At 60.9% G+C, this 24,764-nt stretch carries 27 protein-coding genes and 1 riboswitch; of the genes, 17 read left to right on the top strand and 10 right to left on the bottom strand.

Annotated elements, in window-relative coordinates:
* Positions 1-18: 18 nt before the first annotated feature.
* Complete coding sequence (locus G502_RS0108460; RefSeq protein WP_022728234.1) at positions 19-333, top strand: I78 family peptidase inhibitor; 315 nt, start codon at positions 19-21, stop codon at positions 331-333.
* A 32-nt stretch (positions 334-365) separates the two neighbouring features.
* On the opposite strand, the gene G502_RS0108455 is transcribed toward G502_RS0108460, so the two are convergent.
* Positions 366-719, bottom strand: coding sequence for a helix-turn-helix domain-containing protein (locus tag G502_RS0108455; RefSeq protein WP_022728233.1), 354 nt, complete (start codon positions 717-719; stop codon positions 366-368).
* Between the two features lie 422 nt (positions 720-1,141).
* On the opposite strand from G502_RS0108455, the gene G502_RS0108450 reads away from it, so the two are divergent.
* From G502_RS0108450 to G502_RS0108420, 7 genes are all read left to right on the top strand, one after another.
* On the top strand, positions 1,142-1,912 hold the full coding sequence (locus tag G502_RS0108450; RefSeq protein WP_026989236.1) for an ABC transporter ATP-binding protein: 771 nt from the start codon (positions 1,142-1,144) through the stop codon (positions 1,910-1,912).
* Positions 1,913-1,978: 66 nt separating this feature from the next.
* Positions 1,979-2,431, top strand: a complete 453-nt coding sequence (locus tag G502_RS0108445) for a hypothetical protein (protein WP_022728231.1) — start codon at positions 1,979-1,981, stop codon at positions 2,429-2,431.
* Positions 2,431-2,655, top strand: a riboswitch (cobalamin riboswitch). (Overlaps the previous gene by 1 nt.)
* A 100-nt stretch (positions 2,656-2,755) precedes the next feature.
* The gene (cobU, locus tag G502_RS0108440) at positions 2,756-3,307 is read left to right on the top strand and encodes a bifunctional adenosylcobinamide kinase/adenosylcobinamide-phosphate guanylyltransferase (RefSeq protein WP_022728230.1); all 552 of its coding nucleotides are present in this window, start codon (positions 2,756-2,758) and stop codon (positions 3,305-3,307) included.
* A 6-nt stretch (positions 3,308-3,313) separates the two neighbouring features.
* Positions 3,314-4,363, top strand: a complete 1,050-nt coding sequence (gene cobW, locus G502_RS0108435) for a cobalamin biosynthesis protein CobW (RefSeq protein ID WP_022728229.1) — start codon at positions 3,314-3,316, stop codon at positions 4,361-4,363.
* A gap of 24 nt (positions 4,364-4,387) precedes the next feature.
* Positions 4,388-8,125: a cobaltochelatase subunit CobN gene (gene cobN, locus G502_RS0108430; RefSeq protein ID WP_022728228.1), complete on the top strand. Its 3,738-nt coding sequence runs from the start codon at positions 4,388-4,390 to the stop codon at positions 8,123-8,125.
* 3 nt (positions 8,126-8,128) lie between these two features.
* Positions 8,129-8,755, top strand: a complete 627-nt coding sequence (cobO, locus tag G502_RS0108425; RefSeq protein WP_022728227.1) for a cob(I)yrinic acid a,c-diamide adenosyltransferase — start codon at positions 8,129-8,131, stop codon at positions 8,753-8,755.
* A gap of 22 nt (positions 8,756-8,777) precedes the next feature.
* Complete coding sequence (locus tag G502_RS0108420) at positions 8,778-10,256, top strand: cobyric acid synthase (RefSeq protein ID WP_022728226.1); 1,479 nt, start codon at positions 8,778-8,780, stop codon at positions 10,254-10,256.
* Here G502_RS0108420 and cbiB read toward each other — a convergent pair whose 3' ends face one another.
* Genes cbiB through G502_RS0108400 form a run of 4 tightly spaced genes read right to left on the bottom strand, consistent with a single transcriptional unit; the run spans position 10,257 to position 13,099 of the window.
* On the bottom strand, positions 10,257-11,222 hold the full coding sequence (gene cbiB / locus G502_RS0108415; protein WP_022728225.1) for an adenosylcobinamide-phosphate synthase CbiB: 966 nt from the start codon (positions 11,220-11,222) through the stop codon (positions 10,257-10,259).
* Positions 11,215-12,222, bottom strand: a complete 1,008-nt coding sequence (cobD, locus tag G502_RS0108410) for a threonine-phosphate decarboxylase CobD (protein WP_022728224.1) — start codon at positions 12,220-12,222, stop codon at positions 11,215-11,217. Before cobD ends, cbiB begins: the two co-directional genes overlap by 8 nt.
* An 11-nt stretch (positions 12,223-12,233) precedes the next feature.
* A complete protein-coding gene (locus tag G502_RS0108405; protein ID WP_022728223.1) occupies positions 12,234-12,656 on the bottom strand; it encodes a hypothetical protein in 423 nt (140 codons plus the stop codon).
* Positions 12,653-13,099 (bottom strand): PAS domain-containing protein, encoded by a 447-nt coding sequence (locus tag G502_RS0108400; protein ID WP_022728222.1) that lies wholly within the window; start codon positions 13,097-13,099, stop codon positions 12,653-12,655. Before G502_RS0108400 ends, G502_RS0108405 begins: the two co-directional genes overlap by 4 nt.
* A 234-nt stretch (positions 13,100-13,333) precedes the next feature.
* Here G502_RS0108400 and G502_RS19350 point away from each other — a divergent pair, with 234 nt between their 5' ends.
* Positions 13,334-14,254 (top strand): methyltransferase domain-containing protein, encoded by a 921-nt coding sequence (locus G502_RS19350; RefSeq protein WP_081649735.1) that lies wholly within the window; start codon positions 13,334-13,336, stop codon positions 14,252-14,254.
* A 133-nt stretch (positions 14,255-14,387) separates the two neighbouring features.
* Positions 14,388-15,383, top strand: coding sequence for a hypothetical protein (locus G502_RS22255; RefSeq protein ID WP_155957819.1), 996 nt, complete (start codon positions 14,388-14,390; stop codon positions 15,381-15,383).
* 104 nt (positions 15,384-15,487) lie between these two features.
* Here the strand turns inward: G502_RS22255 and G502_RS0108390 are convergent, their stop codons facing one another.
* The 5 genes from G502_RS0108390 to lgt all read right to left on the bottom strand — a co-directional run bounded on the left by G502_RS0108390 (position 15,488) and on the right by lgt (position 20,446).
* Positions 15,488-16,483, bottom strand: coding sequence for a hypothetical protein (locus G502_RS0108390; protein ID WP_022728220.1), 996 nt, complete (start codon positions 16,481-16,483; stop codon positions 15,488-15,490).
* Positions 16,484-16,561: 78 nt separating this feature from the next.
* Positions 16,562-17,713 (bottom strand): M24 family metallopeptidase, encoded by a 1,152-nt coding sequence (locus tag G502_RS0108385; RefSeq protein WP_022728219.1) that lies wholly within the window; start codon positions 17,711-17,713, stop codon positions 16,562-16,564.
* Between the two features lie 29 nt (positions 17,714-17,742).
* The gene (gene pgeF, locus G502_RS0108380; RefSeq protein WP_022728218.1) at positions 17,743-18,510 is read right to left on the bottom strand and encodes a peptidoglycan editing factor PgeF; all 768 of its coding nucleotides are present in this window, start codon (positions 18,508-18,510) and stop codon (positions 17,743-17,745) included.
* On the bottom strand, positions 18,507-19,625 hold the full coding sequence (locus tag G502_RS19345) for a class I SAM-dependent methyltransferase (protein WP_022728217.1): 1,119 nt from the start codon (positions 19,623-19,625) through the stop codon (positions 18,507-18,509). The genes pgeF and G502_RS19345 overlap by 4 nt, the downstream gene beginning before the upstream one ends.
* Positions 19,622-20,446 (bottom strand): prolipoprotein diacylglyceryl transferase, encoded by an 825-nt coding sequence (gene lgt, locus G502_RS0108370; protein WP_022728216.1) that lies wholly within the window; start codon positions 20,444-20,446, stop codon positions 19,622-19,624. The genes G502_RS19345 and lgt overlap by 4 nt, the downstream gene beginning before the upstream one ends.
* A 139-nt stretch (positions 20,447-20,585) precedes the next feature.
* On the opposite strand from lgt, the gene G502_RS21970 reads away from it, so the two are divergent.
* The 7 genes from G502_RS21970 (at position 20,586) to G502_RS0108335 (ending at position 24,737) form a co-directional block, all read left to right on the top strand.
* Positions 20,586-20,972, top strand: a complete 387-nt coding sequence (locus G502_RS21970) for an accessory factor UbiK family protein (RefSeq protein WP_022728215.1) — start codon at positions 20,586-20,588, stop codon at positions 20,970-20,972.
* A gap of 155 nt (positions 20,973-21,127) precedes the next feature.
* A complete protein-coding gene (locus G502_RS0108360) occupies positions 21,128-21,628 on the top strand; it encodes a type III secretion system chaperone family protein (protein ID WP_022728214.1) in 501 nt (166 codons plus the stop codon).
* 6 nt (positions 21,629-21,634) lie between these two features.
* On the top strand, positions 21,635-22,453 hold the full coding sequence (proC, locus tag G502_RS0108355) for a pyrroline-5-carboxylate reductase (RefSeq protein WP_022728213.1): 819 nt from the start codon (positions 21,635-21,637) through the stop codon (positions 22,451-22,453).
* Positions 22,453-22,935 (top strand): YbaK/EbsC family protein, encoded by a 483-nt coding sequence (locus G502_RS0108350; RefSeq protein ID WP_022728212.1) that lies wholly within the window; start codon positions 22,453-22,455, stop codon positions 22,933-22,935. Before proC ends, G502_RS0108350 begins: the two co-directional genes overlap by 1 nt.
* 57 nt (positions 22,936-22,992) lie before the next feature.
* Positions 22,993-23,634, top strand: a complete 642-nt coding sequence (locus G502_RS19335) for a TetR/AcrR family transcriptional regulator (protein WP_022728211.1) — start codon at positions 22,993-22,995, stop codon at positions 23,632-23,634.
* 98 nt (positions 23,635-23,732) lie between these two features.
* A complete protein-coding gene (locus G502_RS19330; RefSeq protein WP_022728210.1) occupies positions 23,733-24,224 on the top strand; it encodes a phasin family protein in 492 nt (163 codons plus the stop codon).
* Positions 24,225-24,383: 159 nt separating this feature from the next.
* Positions 24,384-24,737 (top strand): tRNA-binding protein, encoded by a 354-nt coding sequence (locus tag G502_RS0108335; RefSeq protein ID WP_022728209.1) that lies wholly within the window; start codon positions 24,384-24,386, stop codon positions 24,735-24,737.
* The last annotated feature ends 27 nt before the right edge of the window (positions 24,738-24,764 follow it).

Below are 24,764 nucleotides of genomic sequence, written 5' to 3'. Positions count from 1 at the left end.
AACCTGAAGGAGGTGGGTATGTTGCATTTTCCCGAATTTTCCGCGGCAGGCGATTCCGCGCCTTCACGACGCAGATTCCTGGGTGGCGTGGTCCGCCATCTGCCTGTTGCCCTGGGCGGCGTTTTCCTGGCCGGTTGTACGCGTACGATCGGAACGGCAGGGTCCATCGAAGAAGACGCAGGCGCTCCTTCCGAGGCCTGCGTTTCCGGGCTTGAGGGCTTGCAGCTTCGGGCCGTAGAGGAGGGACAGCCTGTGACCCAGGACTATCGCAAGGATCGTCTTACCCTTGTCCTGGACGAACAGGGACGTATCAGCCGCTCCTATATAGGGTGAACGGTTCTCGTATCAGCGACCAACCGCCCGTGTCAGTTGGCTTTGGCGAAAGCCTTGACCAGCTTCACGATCTGAGAGCGTACGTTCTCGTCTTCGATGGAGCTGACGGCACGTGCCAGTTCCAGGGTCTGACGGTCCAGGGGAGGCTCGTTTGAGCTCACACCCTCGTCCTCAAGGCCCTCGAAGAAGTAACTGACCGGCGTTTCGAGCGCGCTGCTGATGTCCCAGAGGCGGCTGCCGCTGATGCGGTTTGCGCCACTTTCATACTTCTGGACCTGCTGAAAGCTGACTCCCAGCTTTTCCGCGAGCTCGCTCTGGCTGAGCCCCAGAGCAACGCGACGTTCGCGTAGGCGATGGCCGATGTGAATGTCGGTTTTGTGATACATCTTCCTGTGAGCCTTTCCTGTTATGCGAAGGTGACCCTTCCGGTCCCTCCGTTCTGCTTGATAGCCTTGTCGATACTACGCGCCCGCGGCGCGCGGCGTCTAGATTGACAATGCAACCATCGGGCCAAAAACCCCTGTGCACTCCTTTTTTCCCGTAAACCCGTCTCGCTATGCAGCTTCACGCCTTTTCTCTCGCTTAAGGCGATTGTTCAGAAGGGCGCACAGCAACCGACCCCAAGCACCTTCGTGGAGCCTTTGCAAAGAACGTCCTATATTGCATTGCAAAATGCAATATAGGTGATGGGTTCCCCTGTTCATGAGGTTACAATCCCTGAGCTTTGCTCTATGGTTGGCACCAGTTGGTCATGACCGACATGACCGCAAGCGCGATGATGTTTCATGAGCAGGCAGGGGAGCGACAGGTGTCTCAGAGGCTGATTTCCTTGCAAGGGCTTCGCAAGACCTTTGGCAAGAAGACGGTGCTGGATCATATCGACCTGGATATTGCGGCGCAGCGGGCAACTGTCCTGATCGGCCCATCCTCTTCCGGTAAATCGGTTCTCGTAAAATGCATGCTGGGCCTGATGGAAGCGGATTTTGGCGAGGTCTTGATGGAGGGAGAGTCCCTGAGCCGCCTCTCCCGTGAGGAAACCGAACGCCTGCACGACAGGATCGGTGTCGTCTTCCAGCAGAATGCCTTGTTTGACAGTCTTCCCGTCTGGGAGAACGTGGCCTTTCGCCTGCTTAGCCGTGGACGCGTTTCGCGCACGCAGGCGCGTGAGATCGCCCAGGAAAAGCTGGGTTTGTTCGGCTTGAAACCCTGGGTGGGCGATCGCTATCCCGCAGAACTTTCCGGAGGCATGCAGAAAAGAGCGGGCCTGGCGCGCGCGTTCGCCATGGATCCGGATATTCTGATCCTGGATGCGCCGACGGATGGCCTGGATCCCATCATGACCCGGCACACCAATCTTCTTATCCGCCGGGTCGTTCAACAACACAAGGTGACCGTACTCAGTATCACCACCGACATGCCGTCGGCCTTGGAATTTTACGATGATCTCGCCATGCTGTATGACGGCCGTATTATATGGAAGGGGACAACCGCCGCTGCGCAGGAGGCACCGGATCCACGCCTGAGCCAGCTTCTGGAAGGGCGTTCGGATGGTCCCATCAGTATGGCGGTTCGTGCCTGAGCGACAATCAAGAGCGATAACAAGCGATCAAATCGATGAATCTGGACTTATACCGGGAGGCAGAAGATGACAGTGAACAGGTTTGCAGCAGCAGTTTTTTCGGGGGTTCTGACCGCAGGCTTGGCCGTCTCGGCCGTCGCTCAGGATGAAACGGATGACGCGCCCAAGGATCAGGGTGTCACCCTGGAGCTCAACAAGCTGGAGCAGGTGGACGAGACCTGCCGGGCTTACATGCTGTTCGAGAACGACAGTGACAGCGACTTCGATCAGTTTCGGCTGGACCTTGTGCTTTTCGATGCCGAAGGGGTGATCAGCCGGCGCATTGCCATTGAAGCGGCTCCCCTGGAAGCAGGTCGTTCGACCGTGAAGTTCTTCGATTTCACGGAGCAGCAGTGCGATAGCATCGACCGCATACTGGTGAACGGGGTCTCTCCCTGTGCCGATGCGTCGGGTGAGCGCGAGGATTGCAACGACATGCTGAACCTGGTCAGTCGCGCGGACGTGGAATTCTATCAGTAAGTCGTTGACTTCCCTTGGGCAGGCTTCCTAAGCTTCGCCTGCGATCATCGGGAAAGGGAACGCGGTGCGGCCAGTGGTTGGCCAAGACCGCGGCTGCCCCCGCAACTGTAAACGGTGAGCGCGGCGCAAGGGAAAAACAGGCCACTGATCTGGCGATCGGGAAGGCCCACAGCGCCGGGCTTTGACCCGTAAGCCAGGAAACCTGCCCGGGGATCCACTCTTGAACACCGGGCGGGGTGTACCGGTGGCGTCTAAGTTCAGCCTGATCGCCTTGCTGTACCGCGTCGCCTCTCCCGCCAACACCTAACGGGAGAAGCTGAAGGCATGGCTGCCTTGCCCCACACCACCCCGCACCTCCCCGCCTTGACGCTGGTTCTGGGCGGCGCGCGTTCGGGCAAGAGCCGCTACGCCGAGGCGCTGTTCGAGGGGCAGCCCGGAACTTGCTGCTATGTGGCCACGGCGCAGGCCTTCGATGCTGAAATGGAAGCGCGTATCGCTGCGCATCGCGCGCGCCGCGATTCCCGATGGCACACGCAAGAGGCGCCGATCAACCTGGAAACGGCCCTGTCTTCGGCGGCCGCGTTGAAGCAGCCGATCCTGGTGGATTGCCTGACCCTGTGGGTCAGCAACCTGATGCTGGCCGAGATGGATATAGATGCGCAGGTTCGAAAGCTGCTCGATAGCCTGGCACAGCTTGACGTCCCCCTGGTCATGGTTTCCAACGAAGTGGGCCTTGGCATCGTGCCCGAAAATGCACTGGCGCGTGCCTTTCGCGACCATGCCGGACATCTGAATCAACAACTGGCTGCCGCCGCCGACCACGTGGTCTTCCTGGCCGCCGGCTTGCCGCTTACCCTAAAAAACCCCGGAAGGTGACACTCTATGAAAGACCTAGCGAAAATACCTGCCACCGTGATCACGGGCTTCCTCGGTTCCGGGAAGACGACCCTTATCCGTTCCTTGCTGGAGAATGCCGGTGGACGCCGCCTGGCCCTGGTCATCAACGAGTTCGGTGACGTGGGCGTGGACGGGGAAATCCTGAAGGGGTGCGGTGTTGAGGGCTGCAGTGAGGATGACGTGCTGGAACTGGCCAATGGCTGCATCTGCTGCACGGTGGCCGATGACTTCCTGCCAACCATCCAGAAGCTGATCGATCGTCCCGATCCCCCCGATCACATCATCATCGAGACCTCGGGTCTGGCCTTGCCCAAACCGCTGGTCAAGGCTTTCGGCTGGCCGGACGTGCGCAACCGCGTAACAGTTGATGGCGTCGTCACCGTGGTGGATGGGCCCGCCGTCGAAGCAGGCATTTTCACCACTGCCCCCGAAGCTGTGCAGGCCCAGCGCCAGGCCGATCCCGCCCTGGATCATGAAAGCCCGCTGGAGGAGCTGTTCGAAGAGCAGCTCGGTTCAGCCGACCTGGTCGTGATCAACAAGCGCGACCTGCTGGACGAAGACGGCTACCGCAAGGTTCAGGAAATTACGCACGGCTATCTGCGCACGGGCGTTCCAACCGTTGCCGCGACCCAGGGGCAACTCGACCCGCGCGTTCTGCTGGGCCTGGGCGCCGGGGCCGAGGACGATCTGGACAGCCGTCCCTCGCACCATGACGGCGATGACGATCACGACCACGACGATTTCGAATCCTTCGTGGTGGAACTGGAGGAATGCGGATCGCCCCAGGTTCTGCTCGACCTGCTGACTCCGCTTTCGGCTCGCTTCGGCGTGTTGAGAGTGAAGGGCTTTGCGGCTGTGGCCGGAAAGGACATGCGCCTCGTTGTTCAGGGCGTGGGGCCGCGCTTCCAGCATTACTATGACCGGGACTGGCGAGAGGGTGAGCGCCGTTGCACCCGCCTGGTCGTCATCGGTGAAAAGGGCCTGGACGAAACGGCCATACGCGAAGCCCTGACTCGCGCACCGGCTGCGGCCTAATCCGGGACGGGCAGGACCCTAAGCATGCATCTTCTCGCCGCACAGCCAGGCCGTGTCTCCGATGGCAGCGAAGCTGTGGACCTGGGCCAGACACCGGGTGACATAGTCTTTCTTTCGGCCGCTGATACCGAATTGGCCAGCCTGTCCTCGGCCTGGGCGGACCTGGGGGAGGGTGAGCTGACTCTGCGTCTGGCAAACCTGATGCAGCTCAGCCATCCCATGTCCGTGGACCTCTATATGGAGCAGGTCCTCGAACAGGCGCGCCTGGTGGTGGTGCGTGTGCTGGGCGGACGCGGTTACTGGTCCTATGGGGTCGAGCAGCTCGAAGCCCTGGCGCGCGAGCGTGGGGTTCCCGTGGCCTTCCTGCCCGGTGACGACAAACCGGATCCGGACCTGGCGTCCAGCAGCAGCCTGGAGGAAAGCGCCCGCAATCGGCTGTGGCAGTATTGCATTCACGGGGGTCCGGAGAACGCACGCAACCTTCTGGCCTATGCCTGCAGCCTGCTGGGCCGGGACCGCGACTGGCGGGAGCCGGCCCCCCTGCTACGTGCGGGGCCCTATTGGCCTGGACTGGAGCAGCCGGATCTCTCGCAGCTGCGCGAACGCTGGAGAGAGGGTGCGCCGGTGGCGGCAATCGTTTTCTATCGTGCGCTGCTGCAGGCCGGCAACCTGGCCCCTGTGGACGCACTGGTCGAGAAGCTGCAATCCGAGGGCATCAACCCCCTGCCCATTTATTGCACCAGCCTGAAGGAGGAGGTCTCGGCCAGTACCCTGCAGGCCTTGCTGGAGGAAGCCGGTACTGGCCTTGTCCTGAATGCCACGGGGTTTGCTGTCTCCAGCCCTTCGGCCGAGCGGAGCGCAACCCCCTTCGATAGCATCGACGCGCCCGTCCTTCAGGTGGTTTTCGCCGGTTCCGATCGGGAAAGTTGGGAAGCCGGCAGCCATGGACTGAGTGCGCGCGACATTGCCATGAATGTGGCTCTGCCCGAGGTGGATGGCCGCTTGCTGACGCGGGCGATTTCCTTCAAGGGGGAAGCGCTTTACGATCCGGCAACCCAGACATCGGTGGTGCGCTACGAGCCAGTGGCCGACCGTGTTGCTTTCGTTGCGGGCCTGGCGGGCCGCTGGTTGAAGCTCAGGGACAAGCCCATGGCGGAGCGCCGCATCGCGCTGGTGCTGGCCAATTATCCCAATCGGGATGGGCGCATGGGCAATGGTGTCGGCCTGGACACACCCGCCGGGACCATCACCCTGCTGCAGGCCATGGCAGCGGCCGGCTACGATGTCCGGGACCTGCCTGGCGACGGCGATGCACTGGTCGCCTATATGGCCGAAGGGCCGACCAATGCCGGTCTGGAGGGACGCGAGATCCGCGAGACCTTGCCGCGGCCGGACTACGAGTTCTTCTTCGGCAGCCTGCCCCAGGCTTTGCAGGAGGCCGTGCTCGAACGCTGGGGCCCACCCGAGGCGGATCCCTTCTATCTGCACGGCGAGCTGGACTGCGGCGCCTTCGCCTTGCCGGCCTTCCGTTTGGGCAAGGTGCTGGTGGGCCTGCAGCCGGCGCGCGGCTACAACATCGATCCCGAGCGCAGCTATCACGATCCCGACCTTGTCCCGCCGCACGCCTACCTGGCCTTCTATGCCTGGCTGCAGCTTGAGGCTGACGCCGTGGTGCACATGGGCAAGCACGGGAACCTGGAATGGCTGCCGGGCAAGGCGCTGGCGCTGTCCGAGGGGTGTTTCCCCGAGGCGGCCCTGGGGCCCATGCCGCACATCTATCCCTTCATCGTGAACGATCCGGGTGAGGGCACACAGGCCAAGCGCCGGGCCCAGGCGGTCATCATCGACCACCTGACGCCACCGCTGACCCGGGCTGAGACCTACGGGCCTTTGAAGGACCTGGAACTTCTGGTGGACGAGTACTACGAGGCGGCCGGTGTGGACCCGCGCCGCATCAAGGTGCTGCGCCAGGATATCCTGGACGTTACCCGCCGCCTGGGTCTGGACAGCGACTGCGGCATTTCCGAGAACGACGACGAGGACCAGGCGCTGGCCAAGCTGGACAATCATCTCTGCGAACTGAAGGAGATGCAGATCCGCGACGGGCTGCACATATTCGGCCAGTCGCCCGATGGCGATCAATTGACGGACCTGCTGGTGGCGCTGGTACGCATCCCGCGCGGCAAAGGTGAGGGCGGAGATGCCTCGCTGCTGCGTGCGCTGGTAGCGGATCTGGAGCTAGACTTCGATCCCTTGGACTGCGACTTCGCGACAGCCTGGCAGGGGCCGTATCCCGACGTGCTGCAGGAAGAAGGGCGCTGGCGCACTGCGGGCGACACGGTGGAACGCCTGGAAGGTCTTGCCCGAGCGCTGGTGGCAGGGGTGCGGACAGCACCCGAGAGCTGGCCGCGGACCCGAGACGTGCTGGACCGTCTGGAACAGGCCATCCGACCCGCTGTCGAGGCCTGCGGGGCGGCCGAGATCAAAGGAATCCTGAAGGCGCTGGACGGGGGCTTCGTCCTGCCAGGTCCTTCGGGTGCGCCGACACGCGGGCGACCGGATGTTCTGCCCACGGGGCGCAACTTCTATTCCGTGGACAGCCGCGTGGTGCCGACGCCGGCTGCCTGGACACTGGGCTGGAAATCAGCCACGCGCCTGCTGGAGCGGCACAGGCAGGAACATGGCGGCTGGCCGAAGACACTGGCGCTGTCGGCCTGGGGCACGGCGAACATGCGCACCGGCGGCGATGACATTGCCCAGGCGCTAGCCCTGCTGGGCGTGCAGCCGACCTGGGAGACGGCCTCCCGGCGCGTGACCGGCTTCGAGATCCTGCCGCTATCGGTGCTGGACCGGCCGCGGGTGGACGTGACCCTGCGCATTTCGGGCTTCTTCCGGGATGCCTTCCCCAACCAGATCGATCTGTTCGATTCCGCCGTGCGGGCCGTGGCCGAACTGGACGAGCCCGAGGCCAAGAATCCGCTTGCCGCACGCGTGAAAGCCGATGCCGAGGCGCTGGTGGGGCAGGGCATCGAGGAAGCGGTGGCACGGCAACGGGCCGGCTATCGCGTTTTCGGCTCCAAGCCCGGCGCTTATGGAGCCGGATTGCAGGCGCTGATCGACGAGAAGGGCTGGGACAGCGGGGACGACCTGGCGCGTGCCTATGTGGCCTGGGGCGGCTATGCCTATGGCCAGGGCGCGGAAGGGGCCGCCGAGCACGATCTGTTCGAGGAGCGTCTGGGGGCCGTCGAAGCCGTGGTGCACAACCAGGACAACCGCGAGCACGACCTGCTGGACTCGGATGACTACTACCAGTTCGAGGGTGGGCTGTCCGTGTCCATCGAATCGCTGTCGGGCAAGGCGCCCACGGTCTATCATAACGACCATTCGCGCCCGGAGCGGCCTGTCATCCGCACCCTGCAGGAAGAGATCGGCCGCGTTGTCCGGGCCCGAGTGGTCAATCCCAAGTGGATTGCGGGGGTCATGCGCCATGGCTACAAGGGCGCCTTCGAGATGGCGGCCACCGTGGACTACCTCTTTGCCTTTGCGGCGACGACCCATGCCGTGCGCGATCATCACTTCGATGCGGTGTTCGATGCCTATCTGGACAATGCCGAGGTCCTGGACTTCCTGGAAAGCCACAATCCGGAGGCGCTGAAGGAAATGGCGGAGCGCATGAACGAGGCGCTGGAGCGCGGGCTCTGGAAACCCAGGGCCAATACGGCCTATGCTCGCCTGAACGAGATTACCGGGAAGGGAATGTGACCCATGAAGACCGAGGGAATGACCGAAGAGGAAATCAACGCGCGGCACGCCGAGAAGATGGCCAAGAAGAAGGCCGCGCGGGAGAAGATCCTGGCCACCAAGACCATCGAGAAAGGCCTGCTGATGGTCCATACGGGAAAGGGCAAGGGCAAGTCCACGGCGGCCTTCGGCCTGGTCATGCGGGCCATGGGCAATGGCTTCAAGGTTGGTGTCGTCCAGTTCGTGAAGGGCAAGTGGGAAACCGGCGAGCGCCAGATCCTGGAGCACTTTCCAGAGCAGGTGACCATCAAGACCATGGGCCAGGGCTTTACTTGGGACACCCAGGATCGTCAGCGCGACATTGACGCCGCCCGATCCGCCTGGGAGCAGGCCAAGGAGATGATTCGCGACACCAATTACCGCATGATCTTGCTGGACGAACTGAACATAGTGCTGCGCTACGACTACCTGCCCATCGACGAGGTGGTGACCTTCCTGCAGGAGGAGAAGCCGAAGGACACCCACGTGCTGATCACCGGCCGCAACGCCAAAGACGAGTTGATCGAGATCGCCGACCTGGTGACCGAGATGACCATGGTGAAGCACCCCTTCCGCGATGGCGTGAAGGCCCAGGCCGGCATCGAGTTCTGAAGCAGCTGTCTCAGGATTTGCCATGACAGCGTCCCTGATGTTCCAGGGCACCGGGTCCGACGTGGGCAAATCGGTGCTGGTTGCCGGACTCTGCCGCCTGTTTGCCCGCAGGGGCCTGTCCGTGCGGCCTTTCAAGCCGCAGAACATGTCCAACAATGCTGCCGTGACCGCTGACGGCGGAGAGATCGGACGTGCCCAGGCCCTGCAGGCGCGCGCCTGCGGCGTGGCGCCAGCCATAGACATGAATCCCGTCCTGCTGAAGCCCGAAAGCGATCTGGGGGCGCAGGTGATCGTGCAGGGGCAGCGCTGGGCTACCCTGAAAGCACGGGATTATTCCGCGCGCAAGCCCGAGTTGCTGCAGGCGGTCCTGGAGAGCTATCACAGGCTGGGCGAGGAAGCCGATCTGGTCCTGGTGGAGGGTGCTGGCAGTCCGGCCGAGGTCAATCTGAGGGCCGGGGACATTGCCAACATGGGCTTCGCCGAGGCCGCCGACTGCCCTGTCATCCTGATTGGGGATATCGACCGTGGCGGCGTGATCGCCAGCCTGGTGGGAACCCATGCTGTCATACGCAAAGAGGAACGGGCGCGCATTCGTGGGTTTCTGATCAACAAGTTTCGGGGGGATACCAGCCTGTTCAACGATGGAATGGACTTGATCGCCCAGCAAACCGGATGGCCGGCTTTGGGGGTGGTACCCTTCCTGCCACAGGCGGGCTATCTGCCGGCCGAGGATGCAGTCTCGTTATCACAGAGTTCTTCAGGCGACGCCGAGCGGCGCATTCACATCGTGGTCCCCCGTTTCTCGCGCATTGCCAATTTTGACGATTTCGATCCTCTGGCACAGGAACCGGATGTCCTGCTGGAGTTTGTGGAGCCGGGTCGTGCCTTGCCCGGGACGGCCGACCTCGTGATTCTGCCGGGATCGAAATCCACTCTGGGCGACCTTGCTTTCTTCCGGGAGCAGGGCTGGGATATCGACCTGCGGGCCCATTTGCGCCGTGGAGGCTGGGTGCTGGGCATCTGTGGCGGTTACCAGATGCTGGGACGCCGCCTGCATGATCCGGATGCATTGGAAAGCGGTGGTGGCTCCCATGAGGGGCTGGGCCTTCTGGAGGTCGAGACGACCATGAAGCCGGACAAGACGCTGGTGGAAATGCGCGGCCGTCATCTGCTCAGCGGGCTGCCGGTTCTGGGATACGAAATGCACTTGGGCCATACAGAAGGTCCAGGTACACAAGCACCCTTCCTGCAACTCGAGCCCGCGCGCTCCGATGGTGCCGTTTCGGCGGATGGCCGGGTTATGGGCTGCTATCTGCACGGTCTCTTCCAGGCCGATGACTTCCGCAGTGCCTACCTGGGCAGCCTGTGCCAGCGCGCGAACTCCGGGCTTGCCTATGAAATCCAGGTGGACAACGCGCTGGACGCCCTGGCCGATCACCTGGAGGTCCATGTCGATGCCGATCGCCTGCTCGAGATCGCGACATCAGCTGACGTCGGGTGATCAGAAGAGCATTTCGCCGGCGGCAATCAGGGCAAGCAGCAGGAGCAGAATGACAAAGCTGCGCCAGCAGAGGGCAACAGCCCTTCGGATATCTTGCGGGTTCGCTGCCTGCCGCCCCTTTTCGTTCATCCAGGCATCCTCGACCTGCTGGGCGCCATAGCTGCGCGGTCCGGCGAGTGCCAGGCCAAGGCTTGCCCCCATGGCCGCTTCCGGCCAGCCGGCATTGGGCGAGCGATGCTTCGGAGCATCCTGCCATATGCTGCGGAAAATCCTGTGCCAGCCTGACGGGGCACTCGCCAGCAGGATCAACAGGGCGCTGAGACGCGATGCCGGCAGGTTGGCCAGGTCGTCCAGTCGGGCGGTTGCCCAGCCGAAGTCTGCATGGCGCTCATTGCGATGGCCCACCATGGAATCGGCGGTGTTGAGCACCTTGTAGGCCAGCAATCCGGGCAGGCCGGCCAGCAGGTACCAGAAAGCCGGCGCAATGACCCCGTCCGAAAAGTTCTCGGCCAGGGATTCGATGGCCGCACGGCAGACCCCTGATTCATCGAGTTTTTCGGGATCTCGACCGACGATCATTCCCACGGCGCGCCGGGCGCCCGACAGGCCATTGTCATGAAATCCCCGAGCAACGCTCAGAACATGCTGACAGAGGCTGCGCTGGGCCAGGAGGACGGCGACGAGGAGCGTTTCGGGAACCCAGCCGAAGGGCAGCATCTTGAAGAGAAATGCCAGGGCCATCCCGCAGACGATGGCGCCGGCAAGCAGTAGAAGGATGACCAGGATCCCCAGGCGACGCCGTGTGCCCTCGGCCGCGTCCTCCAGGTTGAACTCTCGATCGAAATGGCTGATCAAGCGTCCGATCAGTGTGATCGGGTGAGGCAGGTGGCGCCAGAGCCAGTCCGGGTCGCCGATCAGGGCGTCCAGGACCAGGGCCACCAAGAGGACCAGCGCGGCCTCAGCCATGCGCGAGGGCCTGGGTCAGGCGTTGCAGGGCGGAAGTGTCGGGGGGCAGACCAAAGCGTAGCCAGCGCGGCGCTTCAGGAAAACTGCGCACCAGGATGCCCCGGGCCGCAAGGCTTTCGGCAATCTCGCTTGCAGAATCATGGGCACAGAGCCGAAAAAGCGATGTGCCGCCCAGAATATCCAAACCGGCTTTCTGGAGTACTGCATCCAGCTGCCCGGATTGTTTCTGCAGTGCTTGACGCGTTTCTTCACTCCATTGCTGATCTGCAAGGGCGGTTCTGCCGATGCTCATGGCAGGTCCGGCCACGGCCCAGGGACCCATGGCATCCGTCAACCTGGCCTGGAGGGCAGGGGGGCCCAGAGCGAAGCCGAGCCGGAGCCCGGCAAGGCCAAAGAACTTTCCGAAGGAGCGTAGAATGCACAGCCCAGGGTGATCGGCATCCGGCGCGAGGCTGCATTCCGGGATCACATCCGCAAAAGCCTCGTCCACGACCAGAATACCGCCCCGCTCGGCAAGCCGGTCTGCCCAGTCCAGCAGGGTTTCGCGTGGAAGAATCCGTCCGTCCGGATTGTTGGGGCGGGTCACGACACGGACTTGCGTGTCCTCGGCCAAAGAGTCTTCTGGCTGGCGGATTGTGACCCTGTGGCCGGCAAGCGACCAGCAGCGTTGGTGCTCACCGTAGGTGAAGCCTGTAATTTCCACCTCTGTCGGGGCAAACAGACGCGGGAGCAGTTGGATCAGAAGCTGGGTCCCCGGGGCGGCCGTGATGCCAGCTTCCGGAGCAAGGCCATAGGTATGACGTGCCGCCTGAAGCAGTTCATCACGGGCTCGTCGCCCAGGCAGGCGCTGCCAGTCGTTGTCGGCAATGCTGGGGATGGGATAGGGCCAGGGATTGATTCCCGTGGAGAGGTCAATCCAGCTGTCGCCTGCCTCGGGATGGCGCAGGCGGGCAGTGTCGAGATCACCGCCATGGACCAGTTCTGTTCGTGTTTCCGACATACCGTGTGCCGTCAGGTGCTTTCCTGTCCGTCTGCGTCCGCGTCCTGCGTCTCTTCATCACCGGCCTCTTCGCTTTCGGCCTGGCGGAAGGCTTCCGCTTCGGCTTCCTCGGCCTCCTGCTGTTCTGCCTCCTGGAGCACTTCCAGCCATTCGACTCCGGCCACAAAGCCATAGGCCACGGCCACTGCAGCGGTTTCGGACCCTGTGCCGGTGGCATAGACGATCCGGGCGTTGGCTGTGCCAGGTTCGGCCTCGATGCACCATTCGGGCTGTTCGCCATCCACCTCGACCAGACGCAGCCGGAAAGGGCGGTCATTCATGGCGCACCAGAGATTGAACTCCTCCGTCTCGAGGACTGTGGCGGCCTGGGTCAATTCCCGCCTGGGGTCCTTGCGGATACGCGAGCGAAAGAAGGATAGGGGTCCAGATGTCATTGGTTCAGCCTGTAGGCGCCCACAAGCATTTTCTCGACGCGTCCCTTGGGTGTGAAGAATGGAAGAACCAGACGTTCCCAGCTCTGTTCCTCTCCGTAGAACAGGGCCGTGTAGATGCGTGAGGTGGGCAGGCGTTCCTGCTGGACCTGCCGGTATTCGGCTTCCAGCAGACGCCGTTGCTCCTCGGGCAGGGATTCCAGAGACTGGCCAACCCTGTCTCCATCGAAAATCTCGGCATAGTTAGGGTTATAATAGCCGTAGACGAAGCGGCCGTCTGCGGTGATGCGTATGACAACCAGATGGTCGAGCCAGGGACGCAGGTCGCGCGGATCCAGGTCGGCCGCCATGGGAAAGGTGCCCTCTCCACAGAGTTTTACCCATTCCCTGTAGAGGGATTTCAGTTGCGGATGGCGCAGGCTAAGGCCCGAGTCCTGATTGGTCATAATAGCCCCCAAGATATGACCCCCTAGGTGAATCACAAAAAAGGGGCAAAGGCCAAGTGACTTTCGCTCATGGCAGCCATTTTGCAACAGTTGAAAGGCGGAAAGGGGATAGCGTCGTGGGGTAAGAGTTAACAGAGGCTTTACCACTTGCCATTAGGTTGAAGGTCTTGCGATTTTACTCATTTCAGGAGTGGTTTGCGACTTGTGCAAGCGTGCGACAGAAGGGAATGGTCGATGACCAGAAGAATCCCTATCAGCATGCGGCTGAAGGCTTGGTGGCAGGGGTATGACCTGCGCCTGAAGGAACGCCCTGTCGAAGTACCTGACGAGGAGCCACCTGCCCACAACATTACCTACGAACGTGAGAAGATGCCGTGGGAAACCGCGCGCATCGAGTTGGCCCAGGCTCTTTGGGGCTCCGGAATGATTTCACCCGGCGATCCTGAATTTGTCCAGGACATGGTGAAACCTCTGGGGCTCAACAACGAGATGAGTGTTCTCGACATGGGCGCGGGACTTGGCGGCTGTGCACGGGTCATGGCGGAGTCCTTTGGCGCCTGGGTAACGGCGCTGGAGGAGGATGTCGCGCTTGCCGAAGCAGGAGCCGCTCTTTCGGAAGCCGCCGGTATGGGGCGTCGGGCGCCTGTTACGCAGGCAAACCTGTCGGAAGCCGAGCTGAAGCAGCGCGGATACGATGCGATTTTCTCGAAGGACGCCTTTTTCCGCATTATCGACAAACAGCACCTGCTGGATCACCTGGTCAAAGCGTTGAAACCACGTGGTCAGGTGTTGTTTACTGATTACGTCGTGGACAGCCCGGAATCCCTGGATGGAGATTTAAGCGAATGGCTGCAGAGGGAGCCGATGGCACCGCACCCCTGGACGGCAGCGGAATACCAAAAGAACCTGGTGTCCCGGAACATCGAGATACGTGTCCAGGAGGATATCACCCATCGGTTCGTCCAGATGATTCGTTCGGCATGGGCCGAATATCTGGACCACACCCATAACCAGCGTCCCGAAGAGGAACTGGCCAAAGTGATGATGTCCGAAGCCGAACTCTGGACCGGGCGGGCCGCGGCCATGGAAAGCGGACACCTGCGCGTCTATCGTTTCCACGGCATTTTTCATGGTGGAAAGCAGATACGGCAATAGTAAGAACTGGACTAATGGGCTTCGCCCCATGGTGTGATGGCCAGGCCCGTTTCTTGAGAAGTTAGGTCATTGTGAGATAGTATTCACCTCGAGATAGGAAAACTGTAAAAACTCAAAAGTGAGTCTTGCTCGTATGAGTGGAGTTTCTCTCGAAGATTTTCTGGGCTGGCGTCTTCACGATGAGCGATTCGACACAGAGCTTTGGAAATTTGAATATGATTGTAACAGATATCTGAAGAACACGACAGAAGATCATCTTGCAGATCGATACATTGCTATTTGCCGCAATATTCGGTACCTCGTTTGCCCTCTTCGCGATTCAGTGCCAATCAAAGCTCATTTTCTTAGTACTTGGTGGTGGCTTCGAAAGTTCGTACACCTAAACTACGAATATCAGCTACGAGGGAGTGCACCTCCTTCATCGGATAAAACTGAAGTCCCCGATACCCCTAGCGTACAACCAGTAAGCATCCCACGACATCCAAATGCCAGCGATTTTGTGGTTCGATACAGCGAAGAACGGTTTTTGTCTGACTTTGTCATGAACGGTACGGTGCGTATTGCCCCAGCATCCTCTTATCGTGGAGAACACTTAAATGAAGATCGCCGCGATGATGAGTTAAACAAACATCGTTTTCTGCGAGGGGATCTAACACGCATTACTAAGCAAGATGGTTCAACAATACGAGTAATCGGTGATGTGCAGCGCACCACATCATATAGTGTGAATTATTATACGCTTTGTTGTTCCACAGAGCATGACAGCCGTTTGTATCCGGCTTTCCCAAACAGTAGCGGAGAGCCTGCCAATGCCTTCGTTGTGATATGGGACATCGATGCATTTGCACGAAGGCTGGAAATCGCTGCAGCCCAACACCTCAAGGGATGGTACTTTCACTACATCCCTGTCCGTTATTTTGACCCCTATGAATGGACACCTAAGGAGGATATTGATCCAGGGACAAGCAAGGACTTTCGATACGCTTTTCAGCGTGAATATAGATTCCTATGGTTTCCGCTCCATGGCGGCGTAGCCAAAGAGCCAATATTCTTAAACCTTGGGAGTCTTACTGACATAGCAGGACTTTACCGACATGATGGTAAATTCATTGGTGGCAAAAAAACCTAGCCGGCTCTTTCGGAAAATCTCTTGCTGAGCCAACAGATCAATGACTTGCCGCCTATAATCAGATTTGTAACCGATATAAAGATATTACCTATGGCCAATGGTTTTTACCCTCCTGATGTGATGGCTAAGCCTGTTTCCTTGAGCAATTCAACAAGGCCATCGGCCGCCGCACGACTGATGGCATAGGCCGTATCCCCCCATTCACCGTCCAGGCTGCCGGCCGGGATCTGGTTGTCCTGGGTCAGGGTACCGATTTCCGAGAAGTCGCGCGCGGACAGGAGAGTCCAGATGATCTGCACGCGTTGCCGCCCTTCACGCGGCGCCCCCACTTCGACATCTACTTCCAGAAGGAAATCTTGGATTTCCGGCACACGCCGCACCGGAACACCGGCATCCCGAAGAACCTGCATCATGGCGATCTCCAGGCTCTCGCGGCCATCGCCGGGCGCTTCCTCGATGGGCAGGACGACGACCTCGCCGCTGCGCTGTTCGTTCCGCTGCGGGGTGGGATCGGCTGGGTCTTCGTGCGTTGTTGCCGCCATGCTTTGTTCCGGCTGACCTTCCGGGGAAGGCTCCGATTCATTCGCTGTGTCGGCGAGTTCGTCAGGTGCCAGTGCCGGCGGACGATAGGTGAGGCCAAGGTTGTCGGCGATTTCGGAGACCAACTCGTCACTCAGTGAGGTCAGAAGATCCCTGTCGCCCCCAGGCCAGGCATCCTTGCGAATCGAACGCTCCTGAACAGGATTCAGCAAAAGATCGCCGTCCATGGAAAAGAGCTTCCAGGAAAGCTTCAGCCTGCCCCCGTCCGCACCATCTGCTTGAAGGCTGCTCTCGGCTAGAAGTCGGGCAAAACCTGGTCGTGGGGAGGCAGACCGCCGGGCGGAGAGTCCGTTCGCACGCAGCCCCTCGACGATCCTCTGCTCGAACTCGGCCTTCTGTTGGCCCGGAAGGCTGTTGGGCGCTCGGACGTGGATCGTGTTGCGCTCCCGCGCCAGGCGAAGGTCAAAGGCTTGCTGGTCTGCCTGGCTGAAAGGGCGGGGCAGTTCTCCACAGCCACCGAGTAGGAGAAGCAGCAGTATCAGAGGTCCGGCAAGACGCATTACATCATCACGCAGGTTGCCAGTAGCCCCAGCATCATGAAGCAGACAAAGAGGATGAGATGCGGCACGGAGGCTGTCCTATTTGACGATCAGCTCGAGGGGCGCCTTGGACAGGCTTTCCGAGCCCGATTTTCCGACCAGGGAGGATCGCCCCAACGTCATGGCAAGTCCCTTGTCACTGTTGAAGATGATGATGTGGACGAAGAAGGCCATGCCGGGCTCTATGACAACCGGATTGCCGTGATAGAGCATAGGCCAGTCCATCCAGTTTGGCGCAAAGGTGGTGCCCATGGAATAACCGCAGGCATTCATCCGATGTGCGCTCAGGCCGGCCTGATCTAGGGTGCGGGCGTGGGCATCGAAAGCCATGCCGACAGTGTTGCCGGGTGCAAGGGCTTCTTCCACGGCCAGAAGAGCATCGCGCGCGGCCTCGAACATCTCCTTCTGTTCCGGCGGACAGGTGCCAAGGGGAACAGTGCGCATCATGGCAGCGTGATAGTGGCGATAGGTGCCGGCCCACTCGAGCGTCAATTGGTCCTGAGCATCCAGATACCGGCGACCACTGTGATAGCGGCAAAGCAGGGCCTGGGGGCCGGAGCCGATGATGAACTCGTTTGCCGGATCGTCGCCGCCACCGCGGAAGATGCAGGCATGCATGTCGGCCAGAATGTCTCCCTCGTAGGCACCGGGGCCTGTCCGTTCCAGGGCCGCGTCCCCGGCGGCATCGGCCAGTGCGGCCGCCTTACGCAGGTATTCGATTTCGGTGGGGCTTTTCACGACCCGCAGGCGGCTGACCAACCAGGAGGCATCTTCCAACTGGCAGAATTCGCCGAGTGCGGCTTCCAGCCGTTTGCAGTTGTAGCCTGTCAGGCCGTAGGCTTCGTATTCCACGCCCAGGCGACAGCCATCGAGGCCTTGCTCGCGAAGCAGGCTGCGCAGTTCTTCGGCGGGGTTGGTGCCGGGATCATCCACCCATATGCGTATGTCCTCGACGGTCGAGGTCTGTTGCGCCTGGCGCAGGTCAGGCGCCCGGGTCAACAGGGCGGTGCTGCCGTCAGCCTTCAGCACAAGGCATTGAAAATAGACATAGCCGAAGGTGTCGTACCCCGTCAGGTAGTACATGGATTCCTGCCGGAAGACCAGCAGGCCATCCAGGCCTTCGCGTGTCATCGCTGCACAGCAGCGCTGACGCCGCTCTTCGAACTCGGATTCGCTGAAATGTAAGGGCACGCTTTCTTCTCCCCGTTATGAACCAGGCCTCACTCGGCAAGACAGATGGCTGAAAGGCTGCGTCCGTAGTCCGTCTCCCCGCGATGGGTGGCACGGCGATAGCTGAAGAATTGATCCGGTTCGCTGCAGGTGTCCTGAGGCAGGACGTCCACGTCACGAACCCCGCTGGCGTGCAGCCTTGCCTGGGCAAAGGCCTTGAGGTCGAAATGCGGCCGTTCTGCCGGACCGGTTGTGAAAAAGTGATCATGGGCCGGATCCTGTTCCAGGAAGTGGTCGCGGAATTCCGGCCCGACTTCATAGGACTCGACAGCTATGGCGGGGCCTGTGGCCGCCGTAATCCGGTCCAACCGAGCGCCCAGATCCTGCATCGCCTGCAGGGTTGCTTCCAGTATGCCTGTCAATGCGCCTTTCCAACCTGCATGTGCAGCCCCGATTACGCCTGCTTGGCCGTCGGCCAGCAGGACAGGAAGGCAATCGGCTGTCAGAATGCCGATGGCCAGTCCGGGCCGGTCCGTGACCAGGGCATCGGCGCGCTGCGGACCATCCGGTCCCCAGGGGTGCTTTACCCGGGCCACTTCCGTCGAATGGAATTGATAACAGGTCAGAAGGCACTCCGAGATGATGCCCAATTGCTCTGCAGCCAGTCGCCTGTTCTCGGCAACGGCTTCGGGATTGTCCTGGCTGCCCAGGCCGCAGTTGAGCGATGCGTAGATGCCTTCGCTCACGCCGCCTTGTCGCGTGAAGAAGCCATGCTTCACTTCGGCCCGCTCGGTCAGGACAGGAGACGTCAGTTTCATCCAGTGGCCCTTCCCTCGGTGCTGTCAGCCTCGGTTACCGGAAAACCGGCGGGTGTCGGTGCGTGGGGGTGCGTTACGCCCATGACACGGAAGAGTGTACCCATCTGCTCGGGAGCTGTCAGGCGCTGCAGCGCAGCGGCCAGGACCGCGCGCTGGTCCGGAGTTGCAGCTTCGCCCAGAAGGCTGGCGCGAGTCTCGATGCCCAGGGACTTGAGGAATGGGCCTTGCCCAATGGGGCCGTGGGGCCTTGCGCCGGCGGATTCTGCAGTCCTTTTCAAAGCGCCGAAATCGACATGGGCCGTCAGGTCGGCTTCGCCCGGATCCGTGAGAACGGGATGGTAATTGTGCTGCTTCACGGCCTGCAAGCTGTCGCCTGCAGCCGTGCGGTCATGACCGTAATCGATCCAGAGGGCCGCGCCTCCATACCGGCAGACATGCCGTGCCATGATATCCGCATAGCTTCGTGCCGCCGGGCAAACCTCCACAACTTCGCCCGGGCTGCAATCGGGAAAATCCTGGCACAGGGAGTCCGGCAGCGGCCCTGACAGGCCGAACGCCAGGCTCTGGCCGTCATCCTCCAGGCCTACCAGGCGTTCATGCCATCCGGTTTCGCTGCGCTGATACTGATGAACCGGCAAGGCATCGAAGAATTCATTGGCCAGGAAGAAAGCCGGGCGGCGCGGGAGGTACTCGAGACCTTCGTGCCAGGTTGGTTGCGTCTGCGCCGCCAGATTTTCCTGCTGTAAGCGGCGCAAGACCGGGCTGGTTTCGACCAGATGCACCTCCAGGGCCTGCCCGAATTCAGGCAGAGTCCGGGCGGCACGCAGAACATCGGACATCAGGGTGCCGCGCCCTGGCCCCAGTTCCACCAAGGCGCAGGCTTGGGGGCTTCCCTGGGCCTGCCAGGTGTCAGCGCACCACAATCCGATAAGTTCGCCGAACATCTGGCTTATCTCGGGCGCTGTGATGAAGTCGCCGGCGTGACCGAATGGATCCTGCTTTTGATAGTAGCCGTGCTCTGGATGCGAAAGCGCCTCGCTCATGTAGTCGGCAACCGTGATCGGGCCTTGCGCGCGTATGCGCCGAACGAGGCTATCCCAGAGCGCATTGCTCATGAGGCACGGTCTCCTGCGCAGTTGCGTCGTGCCCAGACCACAAGGGCCAAGCCGGCGAGAAGCATGGGAAGTGATAGCAACTGTCCCATGGTGAGGCCGCCGGTCAGATAGCCCAGGTGGGCATCAGGAGCCCTGAAGAATTCGCCAATGAAACGCGCCAGGCCATAGCCGGCAAGGAAGCTGCCAGAAAGCAGGCCCCGGCATTTCAAGGCTCCGAAACGCATCAGGATGAAAAGCAGAAGAAACAGCAACAGGCCTTCGAGGCCAGCCTGATAAAGCTGGCTGGGGTGGCGTGGCTCCGGTCCTCCGCCGGGAAAGACCATCGCCCAGGGAACGTCACTTGGTCGGCCGAAGAGCTCGCCGTTTATGAAATTGGCGATGCGTCCGAGGAACAATCCAATCGGCGCCGCGCAAGCAACGATGTCCGTCAGGGACATGAAGGCCACGCCACGTTTGCGCTCGAACAGAATGATGGCAACAATCACGCCAATCAACCCGCCGTGAAAGGCCATGCCGCCCTGCCAGAGGTAGAGGATTTCCTGGGGATGGTGAACATAATAGCCTGGCTGATAGAAGAGCACATATCCCAGTCGGCCCCCCAGGATCACGCCAAGCGTTGCCCACAGCAGGAAGTCGTCGATGGCTTCGCGTGTCAGGCCAGCCGGGGAAACGGTGACCAGGTAACGGCAATAGAACCAGGCGCCGAGCAGGCCAACGATATAGGAAAGCGCATACCAGCGAATGGCAAGCGGGCCGATCTCCAGGGCCACGGGGTCGAATTGCGGGAAGGTAAGTGCGCCCCAGAGTAGAAGATCCTGCATTGCGGTCCGTCGATCCTTATTCAGCAAGCGGTTATGCCGTTTGTTATAGGCGGCGCCATGACGCAAGAAAAGGGCAGTGGCAAGATCGCGCGCCTGCGTTACCCTGAGCCTGTCACGGGAGCAAGAAGGAGTGCGGTTGATGCAATCCCAGAATCGACTGTTCGATGACCTGGCACGGGTGTTCGGCGGCGCTGCAGGTGTCGCCAGCGATGTTCGTGCCGAGGCCGAGGGGCGGCTGCGCGCCCACCTGGAAAAGATGCTGGCCGGCATGGATCTGGTGACGCGCGAGGAATATGAAGTTGTCGAGGCCATGGCGGCAAAGGCCCGTGCGGAACAGGAAGACCTGGCCGAACGCGTGGCTGCTTTGGAAACGAGGTTGGCCAAACTCGAAAAGCCGTCTTCAGCCAGCAAGACCGGCAAGAAGACGTCGACTCGCTCAGCGTCAGGCAAGAGCGCCTCAGCTACGTCCGGTGCTGCCGCATCGACAAGCAGGAGCAGGACCGGGGCGAAGAAAGACTCAAGTTGAGCGCTATCCTGTGTTGCGTCCCTTCAGGGAATTTGGCACGCTATATCTGGTGGGGTGATCCCTCGGGTTGACGACATCTAGGGCTACCCCCGGCAAGGCCCTGAAATACCTGATCGCTTCCGGATCAGCGTCTGGGCGCAAAGTGGAGGCACTCCATGAGTCTGCTTGTCGAACCGTCCCGTATTTCCGCCAATCCACTCGATCTGTTCGAGGAGCTGGTTGCTGCCAATGACTGGATTCATGACCGCTCCAGCGACTCGGAACTGATCGTCCAGGTGGCTGGACAGTGGTGTGACTACAATGTCTGCGCACTCTGGCAGGCAGATGTCGGCGCCATGTATCTCTCGTGTCATATCGAGGCGCGTGTGGCCGCGACCCGGCGCAGTGCCGTGTTCGAATTGCTGGCCGCTGCAAACGAACGTCTCTGGTTGGGCCATTTCGATTATGGCCCTGACGATGGCGCGATCCTGTTCCGCCATACCATTCCCTTGCGTGGCACGAGCGGCATATCGGTCGAGCAGCTTGAAGACCTGCTCGACACGGCGTTGCTTGAATGCGAACGTCTCTATCCTGCACTGCAGATGGTGGTGTGGGGCGGCCGCCCGGTTGATGAGGCCCTGACGGCCGCCATGATGGACACGATTGGAGAGGCATAAGACAAGATGAAGGTTACGGGTCCGCTGCTGCTGATCGGCTGTGGCAAGATGGGAGGTGCGTTGCTGTCAGGCTGGCTGGAGCGCGGTGTCGACGCGAAGGATGTCTATATCGTTGATCCCAATCCTGCCGCCCTGGAGCCCTTTGGCTCCGCCTCCCTCAATCATGTGGGGGCAGTTTCCGAGTTGCCTGCGGATTTAAGACCGGCGCTGGTCATGCTGGCGGTCAAGCCGCAGCAGATGGACGAGGCCCTGCCACAGCTGCGCGGCCTTGTGAATCCGGATACGGTCTTCCTGTCCATAGCGGCTGGCAAGACCATCGACTATTTCGAGAGCCATCTAGGCGATGAAGCGGCTATCGTGCGTGCCATGCCCAACACTCCGGCGGCTGTCGGACGCGGGGTCAGTGTCTTGGTGGCCAATGCAGCCGTTGGCAAGACGCAACGCCAGTTCTGCCAGGAACTCATGTCGGCTGTGGGGGTGGCCGACTGGGTCGAGGACGAGGATCAGATGAATGCCGTGACCGCCGTTTCAGGGGGTGGTCCAGCCTATGTCTTCTACATGATCGAGTGCCTCGCCAAGGCGGGAGAAGAGGCCGGGCTGCCCAAGGAGGTCGCCGAACGCATAGCCCGTGCAACAGTGACGGGCGCCGGCGAACTTGTGCACCAGTCTTCGGAAACCCCGGCACAGCTGCGCAAGAATGTCAGTAGTCCCGGGGGGACGACTGTCGAGGCGCTTGCCGTACTTATGGCCGAAGACGGTCTGGAGCCCTTGATGGTGAAGGCCATTGCCGAGGCCACGCGGCGCAGCCGCGAGCTTGCGTCGTAATGTCCATCCTGGCGCGGGCGGCTGGCCGCGTTCAACAAGCGCTGGCGGCACATGGACTGGACTGTGACATACGCAGCTTTCCAGAAGGTACGCGTACGGCTCAGGAGGCGGCGAGCGCGATCGGCTGCAGCGTTGCCCAGATTGCCAAATCCCTGATCTTCCGATTGCCCGAGCGGGATGAGGCGCTGCTGGTCGTGGCCAGTGGCGTCAATCGTGTCGATGAGGGCAAGCTGGAACAGTTGTTGGGGCAAGCGGTGGCAAAGGCCGATGCAGCCTTCGTGCGCGAGAAGACCGGATACGCCATTGGAGGCGTCCCGCCGGTTGGGCATAGCCAGCAGCCAAGAATCCTTCTGGATCAGGATCTGAAGCTTCATTCGGAGATCTGGGCGGCTGCAGGCACGCCGAACGCCGTTTTTCGCCTTACGCCTGCTGAATTGGCCAAAGTGACCGAAACGGACTACAGCGACATTCGCCGCGATTGACTTGGATTCCGGCCTTGTTGTGCCTACCTGTTGGGGAGAACAAGGAGGCGTGACGCTATGGCGACCCGTAAACAGGATCCCAATCGAAAGATCATCGACGCCACCCTCAAGCTGGCAGCACAACGCGACTGGCTGGATATAAGCCTGTCCGAGATCGCCAGCGAGGCCGGCGTGACGTTGGCAGCGATTCACGAACGTTTCGGCAACAAGCAGGCCATCCTCTCGGCCTATGCGCGTGAAGTCGATGCAGCCGTCCTGGCGGACAGCGCTGCCATAGACATGGATGGCTCTGCCAGGGACCGGCTCTTCGATGTGATAATGCGCCGCTTCGACGAGTTGTCCCGTCACAAGGCGGCAATCGGCAATATCCTCGATTCCTATCGTTGTCAGCCGGTAAGCGCGCTTTGTTCATTGCCAGGTTTGGGGCGTTCCATGGCCTGGATGTTGGAAGCGGCAGGACTGTCGGCCGGTGGCTGGCGCGGGGTGGTACGTGTGAAGGGGCTTTCGGCAATCTATCTCTCGGTTCTGAGGGTCTGGTTGAAGGATGGAAGCGAAGACATGGCCAAGACCATGGCCGCCCTGGATCAAGCCCTGGCACGAGCGGATAACTTCCTGGGGCGTCTGCGCAGCCGACGCCGGACCCGGACCACACAGGATCAGCCTGCAGGCCAGGAAGGCAGCGCAGGAGCCCCCGGTTGACAGTTATGTTGCGGTGCACAATATTCATTATTGTGCGGCGCAGCATAACTTGTTACCATGCGCGATAGAATGTCACCCACGGCTTGAGGAGAACGATCATGGCCAAGTCAGACAAGACCTACAGCAATCCCTTTCTGGATACCGATTTCCAGAAGATGATGGACTTTTCCCGCATGGCCGAGAATTGGCAGGTGCCCGGGTTTGATCCCCAGCAGGTTCTGGAAGCTCAGCGCAAGAACATCGAGGCCATCACCAATGCCAACCGTGTGGCCTATGAGGGCGCTCAGGCCATGGCCCAGCGCCAGGCCGAAATCTTCCAGACCACCATGGAAGAAGCCAGCAAGGTCATGAACGAAATGGCCGCTTCAGGCGCGCCAGAAGATCGCATGGCGAAACAGGCCGAACTCTGCCGCCAGGCGTTCGAGAAGGCCATTGCCAACATGCGTGAGCTGGCCGAGATGGGCGCCAAGTCCAACAGCGAAGCGCAGGACCTGATCAACAAGCGTGTTTCGGAAAGCATCGAGGAAGTGCGTGGCACGATCCAGAAGATGTCTGACGAGGTAAAGACACAGCGCGGCGAACAGAAATAACGGCCTGCATCTGCCTGTCTGGGGTGTCTTTATGCCCGGGGCGAGGCCTGCTAGGTTCCAGCCGTCTCAGGCCAGTGGTGAATGAAGAGAACCCGGGTGCCATCATGCACCCGGGGCCCTGCTGGTCTGTTTTTCGGTAAACTGGCAGGGGCCCGACAGATGGCAGACAAAAAAGTAGACGACATCACCTTCGACGACTTTCTAAAGGTCGATATACGCGCCGGAACGGTGGTGCGTTGCGAACCTTATCCCGAGGCACGTCGACCCGCCTACAAGCTGTGGGTGGATTTCGGTCCAGAGGTCGGTGAGAAGAAGACGTCCGCCCAGATAACCGAGCATTACACACCCAAAGACCTGGTGGGACGCCAGGTGATGGGCGTGGTGAATTTCCCGCCCAAGCAGATTGGCAAGTTTGTTTCGGAGGTCCTGGTTCTGGGGTTTGCCGATGAAGACGGAGCCGTTGTCCTGGCTGAACCCAACCAGAAGGTTCCCAACGGCTCGCGCATGCACTGAGCCGCAGGTTACCAGCTAAAATGCTTT

The organism is Fodinicurvata sediminis DSM 21159, from assembly GCF_000420625.1.
GTDB lineage: Bacteria > Pseudomonadota > Alphaproteobacteria > Kiloniellales > DSM-21159 > Fodinicurvata > Fodinicurvata sediminis.
The sequence above is the reverse complement of the archived record's forward strand: the minus strand, read 5'-3'. Positions and strand labels throughout refer to the sequence as shown.

What these genes read in the sequence shown, in the direction of transcription:
- proC (WP_022728213.1), top strand. Translation starts at nt 21,635, where the DNA reads ATGAAGGTTACGGGTCCGCTGCTGCTGATCGGCTGTGGCAAGATGGGA.
- G502_RS19330 (WP_022728210.1), top strand. Translation starts at nt 23,733, where the DNA reads ATGGCCAAGTCAGACAAGACCTACAGCAATCCCTTTCTGGATACCGAT.
- cobW (WP_022728229.1), top strand. Translation starts at nt 3,314, where the DNA reads ATGAAAGACCTAGCGAAAATACCTGCCACCGTGATCACGGGCTTCCTC.
- G502_RS19350 (WP_081649735.1), top strand. Translation starts at nt 13,334, where the DNA reads ATGACCAGAAGAATCCCTATCAGCATGCGGCTGAAGGCTTGGTGGCAG.
- G502_RS0108335 (WP_022728209.1), top strand. Translation starts at nt 24,384, where the DNA reads ATGGCAGACAAAAAAGTAGACGACATCACCTTCGACGACTTTCTAAAG.
- G502_RS0108455 (WP_022728233.1), bottom strand. Translation starts at nt 719, where the DNA reads ATGTATCACAAAACCGACATTCACATCGGCCATCGCCTACGCGAACGT.
- G502_RS0108360 (WP_022728214.1), top strand. Translation starts at nt 21,128, where the DNA reads ATGAGTCTGCTTGTCGAACCGTCCCGTATTTCCGCCAATCCACTCGAT.
- G502_RS0108460 (WP_022728234.1), top strand. Translation starts at nt 19, where the DNA reads ATGTTGCATTTTCCCGAATTTTCCGCGGCAGGCGATTCCGCGCCTTCA.
- cobO (WP_022728227.1), top strand. Translation starts at nt 8,129, where the DNA reads ATGAAGACCGAGGGAATGACCGAAGAGGAAATCAACGCGCGGCACGCC.
- cobD (WP_022728224.1), bottom strand. Translation starts at nt 12,222, where the DNA reads ATGTCGGAAACACGAACAGAACTGGTCCATGGCGGTGATCTCGACACT.
- lgt (WP_022728216.1), bottom strand. Translation starts at nt 20,446, where the DNA reads ATGCAGGATCTTCTACTCTGGGGCGCACTTACCTTCCCGCAATTCGAC.
- cobU (WP_022728230.1), top strand. Translation starts at nt 2,756, where the DNA reads ATGGCTGCCTTGCCCCACACCACCCCGCACCTCCCCGCCTTGACGCTG.
- G502_RS19345 (WP_022728217.1), bottom strand. Translation starts at nt 19,625, where the DNA reads ATGAGCAATGCGCTCTGGGATAGCCTCGTTCGGCGCATACGCGCGCAA.
- cobN (WP_022728228.1), top strand. Translation starts at nt 4,388, where the DNA reads ATGCATCTTCTCGCCGCACAGCCAGGCCGTGTCTCCGATGGCAGCGAA.
- G502_RS0108445 (WP_022728231.1), top strand. Translation starts at nt 1,979, where the DNA reads ATGACAGTGAACAGGTTTGCAGCAGCAGTTTTTTCGGGGGTTCTGACC.
- cbiB (WP_022728225.1), bottom strand. Translation starts at nt 11,222, where the DNA reads ATGGCTGAGGCCGCGCTGGTCCTCTTGGTGGCCCTGGTCCTGGACGCC.
- G502_RS22255 (WP_155957819.1), top strand. Translation starts at nt 14,388, where the DNA reads ATGAGTGGAGTTTCTCTCGAAGATTTTCTGGGCTGGCGTCTTCACGAT.
- G502_RS0108405 (WP_022728223.1), bottom strand. Translation starts at nt 12,656, where the DNA reads ATGACATCTGGACCCCTATCCTTCTTTCGCTCGCGTATCCGCAAGGAC.
- G502_RS0108400 (WP_022728222.1), bottom strand. Translation starts at nt 13,099, where the DNA reads ATGACCAATCAGGACTCGGGCCTTAGCCTGCGCCATCCGCAACTGAAA.
- G502_RS0108390 (WP_022728220.1), bottom strand. Translation starts at nt 16,483, where the DNA reads ATGCGTCTTGCCGGACCTCTGATACTGCTGCTTCTCCTACTCGGTGGC.
- pgeF (WP_022728218.1), bottom strand. Translation starts at nt 18,510, where the DNA reads ATGAAACTGACGTCTCCTGTCCTGACCGAGCGGGCCGAAGTGAAGCAT.
- G502_RS21970 (WP_022728215.1), top strand. Translation starts at nt 20,586, where the DNA reads ATGCAATCCCAGAATCGACTGTTCGATGACCTGGCACGGGTGTTCGGC.
- G502_RS19335 (WP_022728211.1), top strand. Translation starts at nt 22,993, where the DNA reads ATGGCGACCCGTAAACAGGATCCCAATCGAAAGATCATCGACGCCACC.
- G502_RS0108420 (WP_022728226.1), top strand. Translation starts at nt 8,778, where the DNA reads ATGACAGCGTCCCTGATGTTCCAGGGCACCGGGTCCGACGTGGGCAAA.
- G502_RS0108350 (WP_022728212.1), top strand. Translation starts at nt 22,453, where the DNA reads ATGTCCATCCTGGCGCGGGCGGCTGGCCGCGTTCAACAAGCGCTGGCG.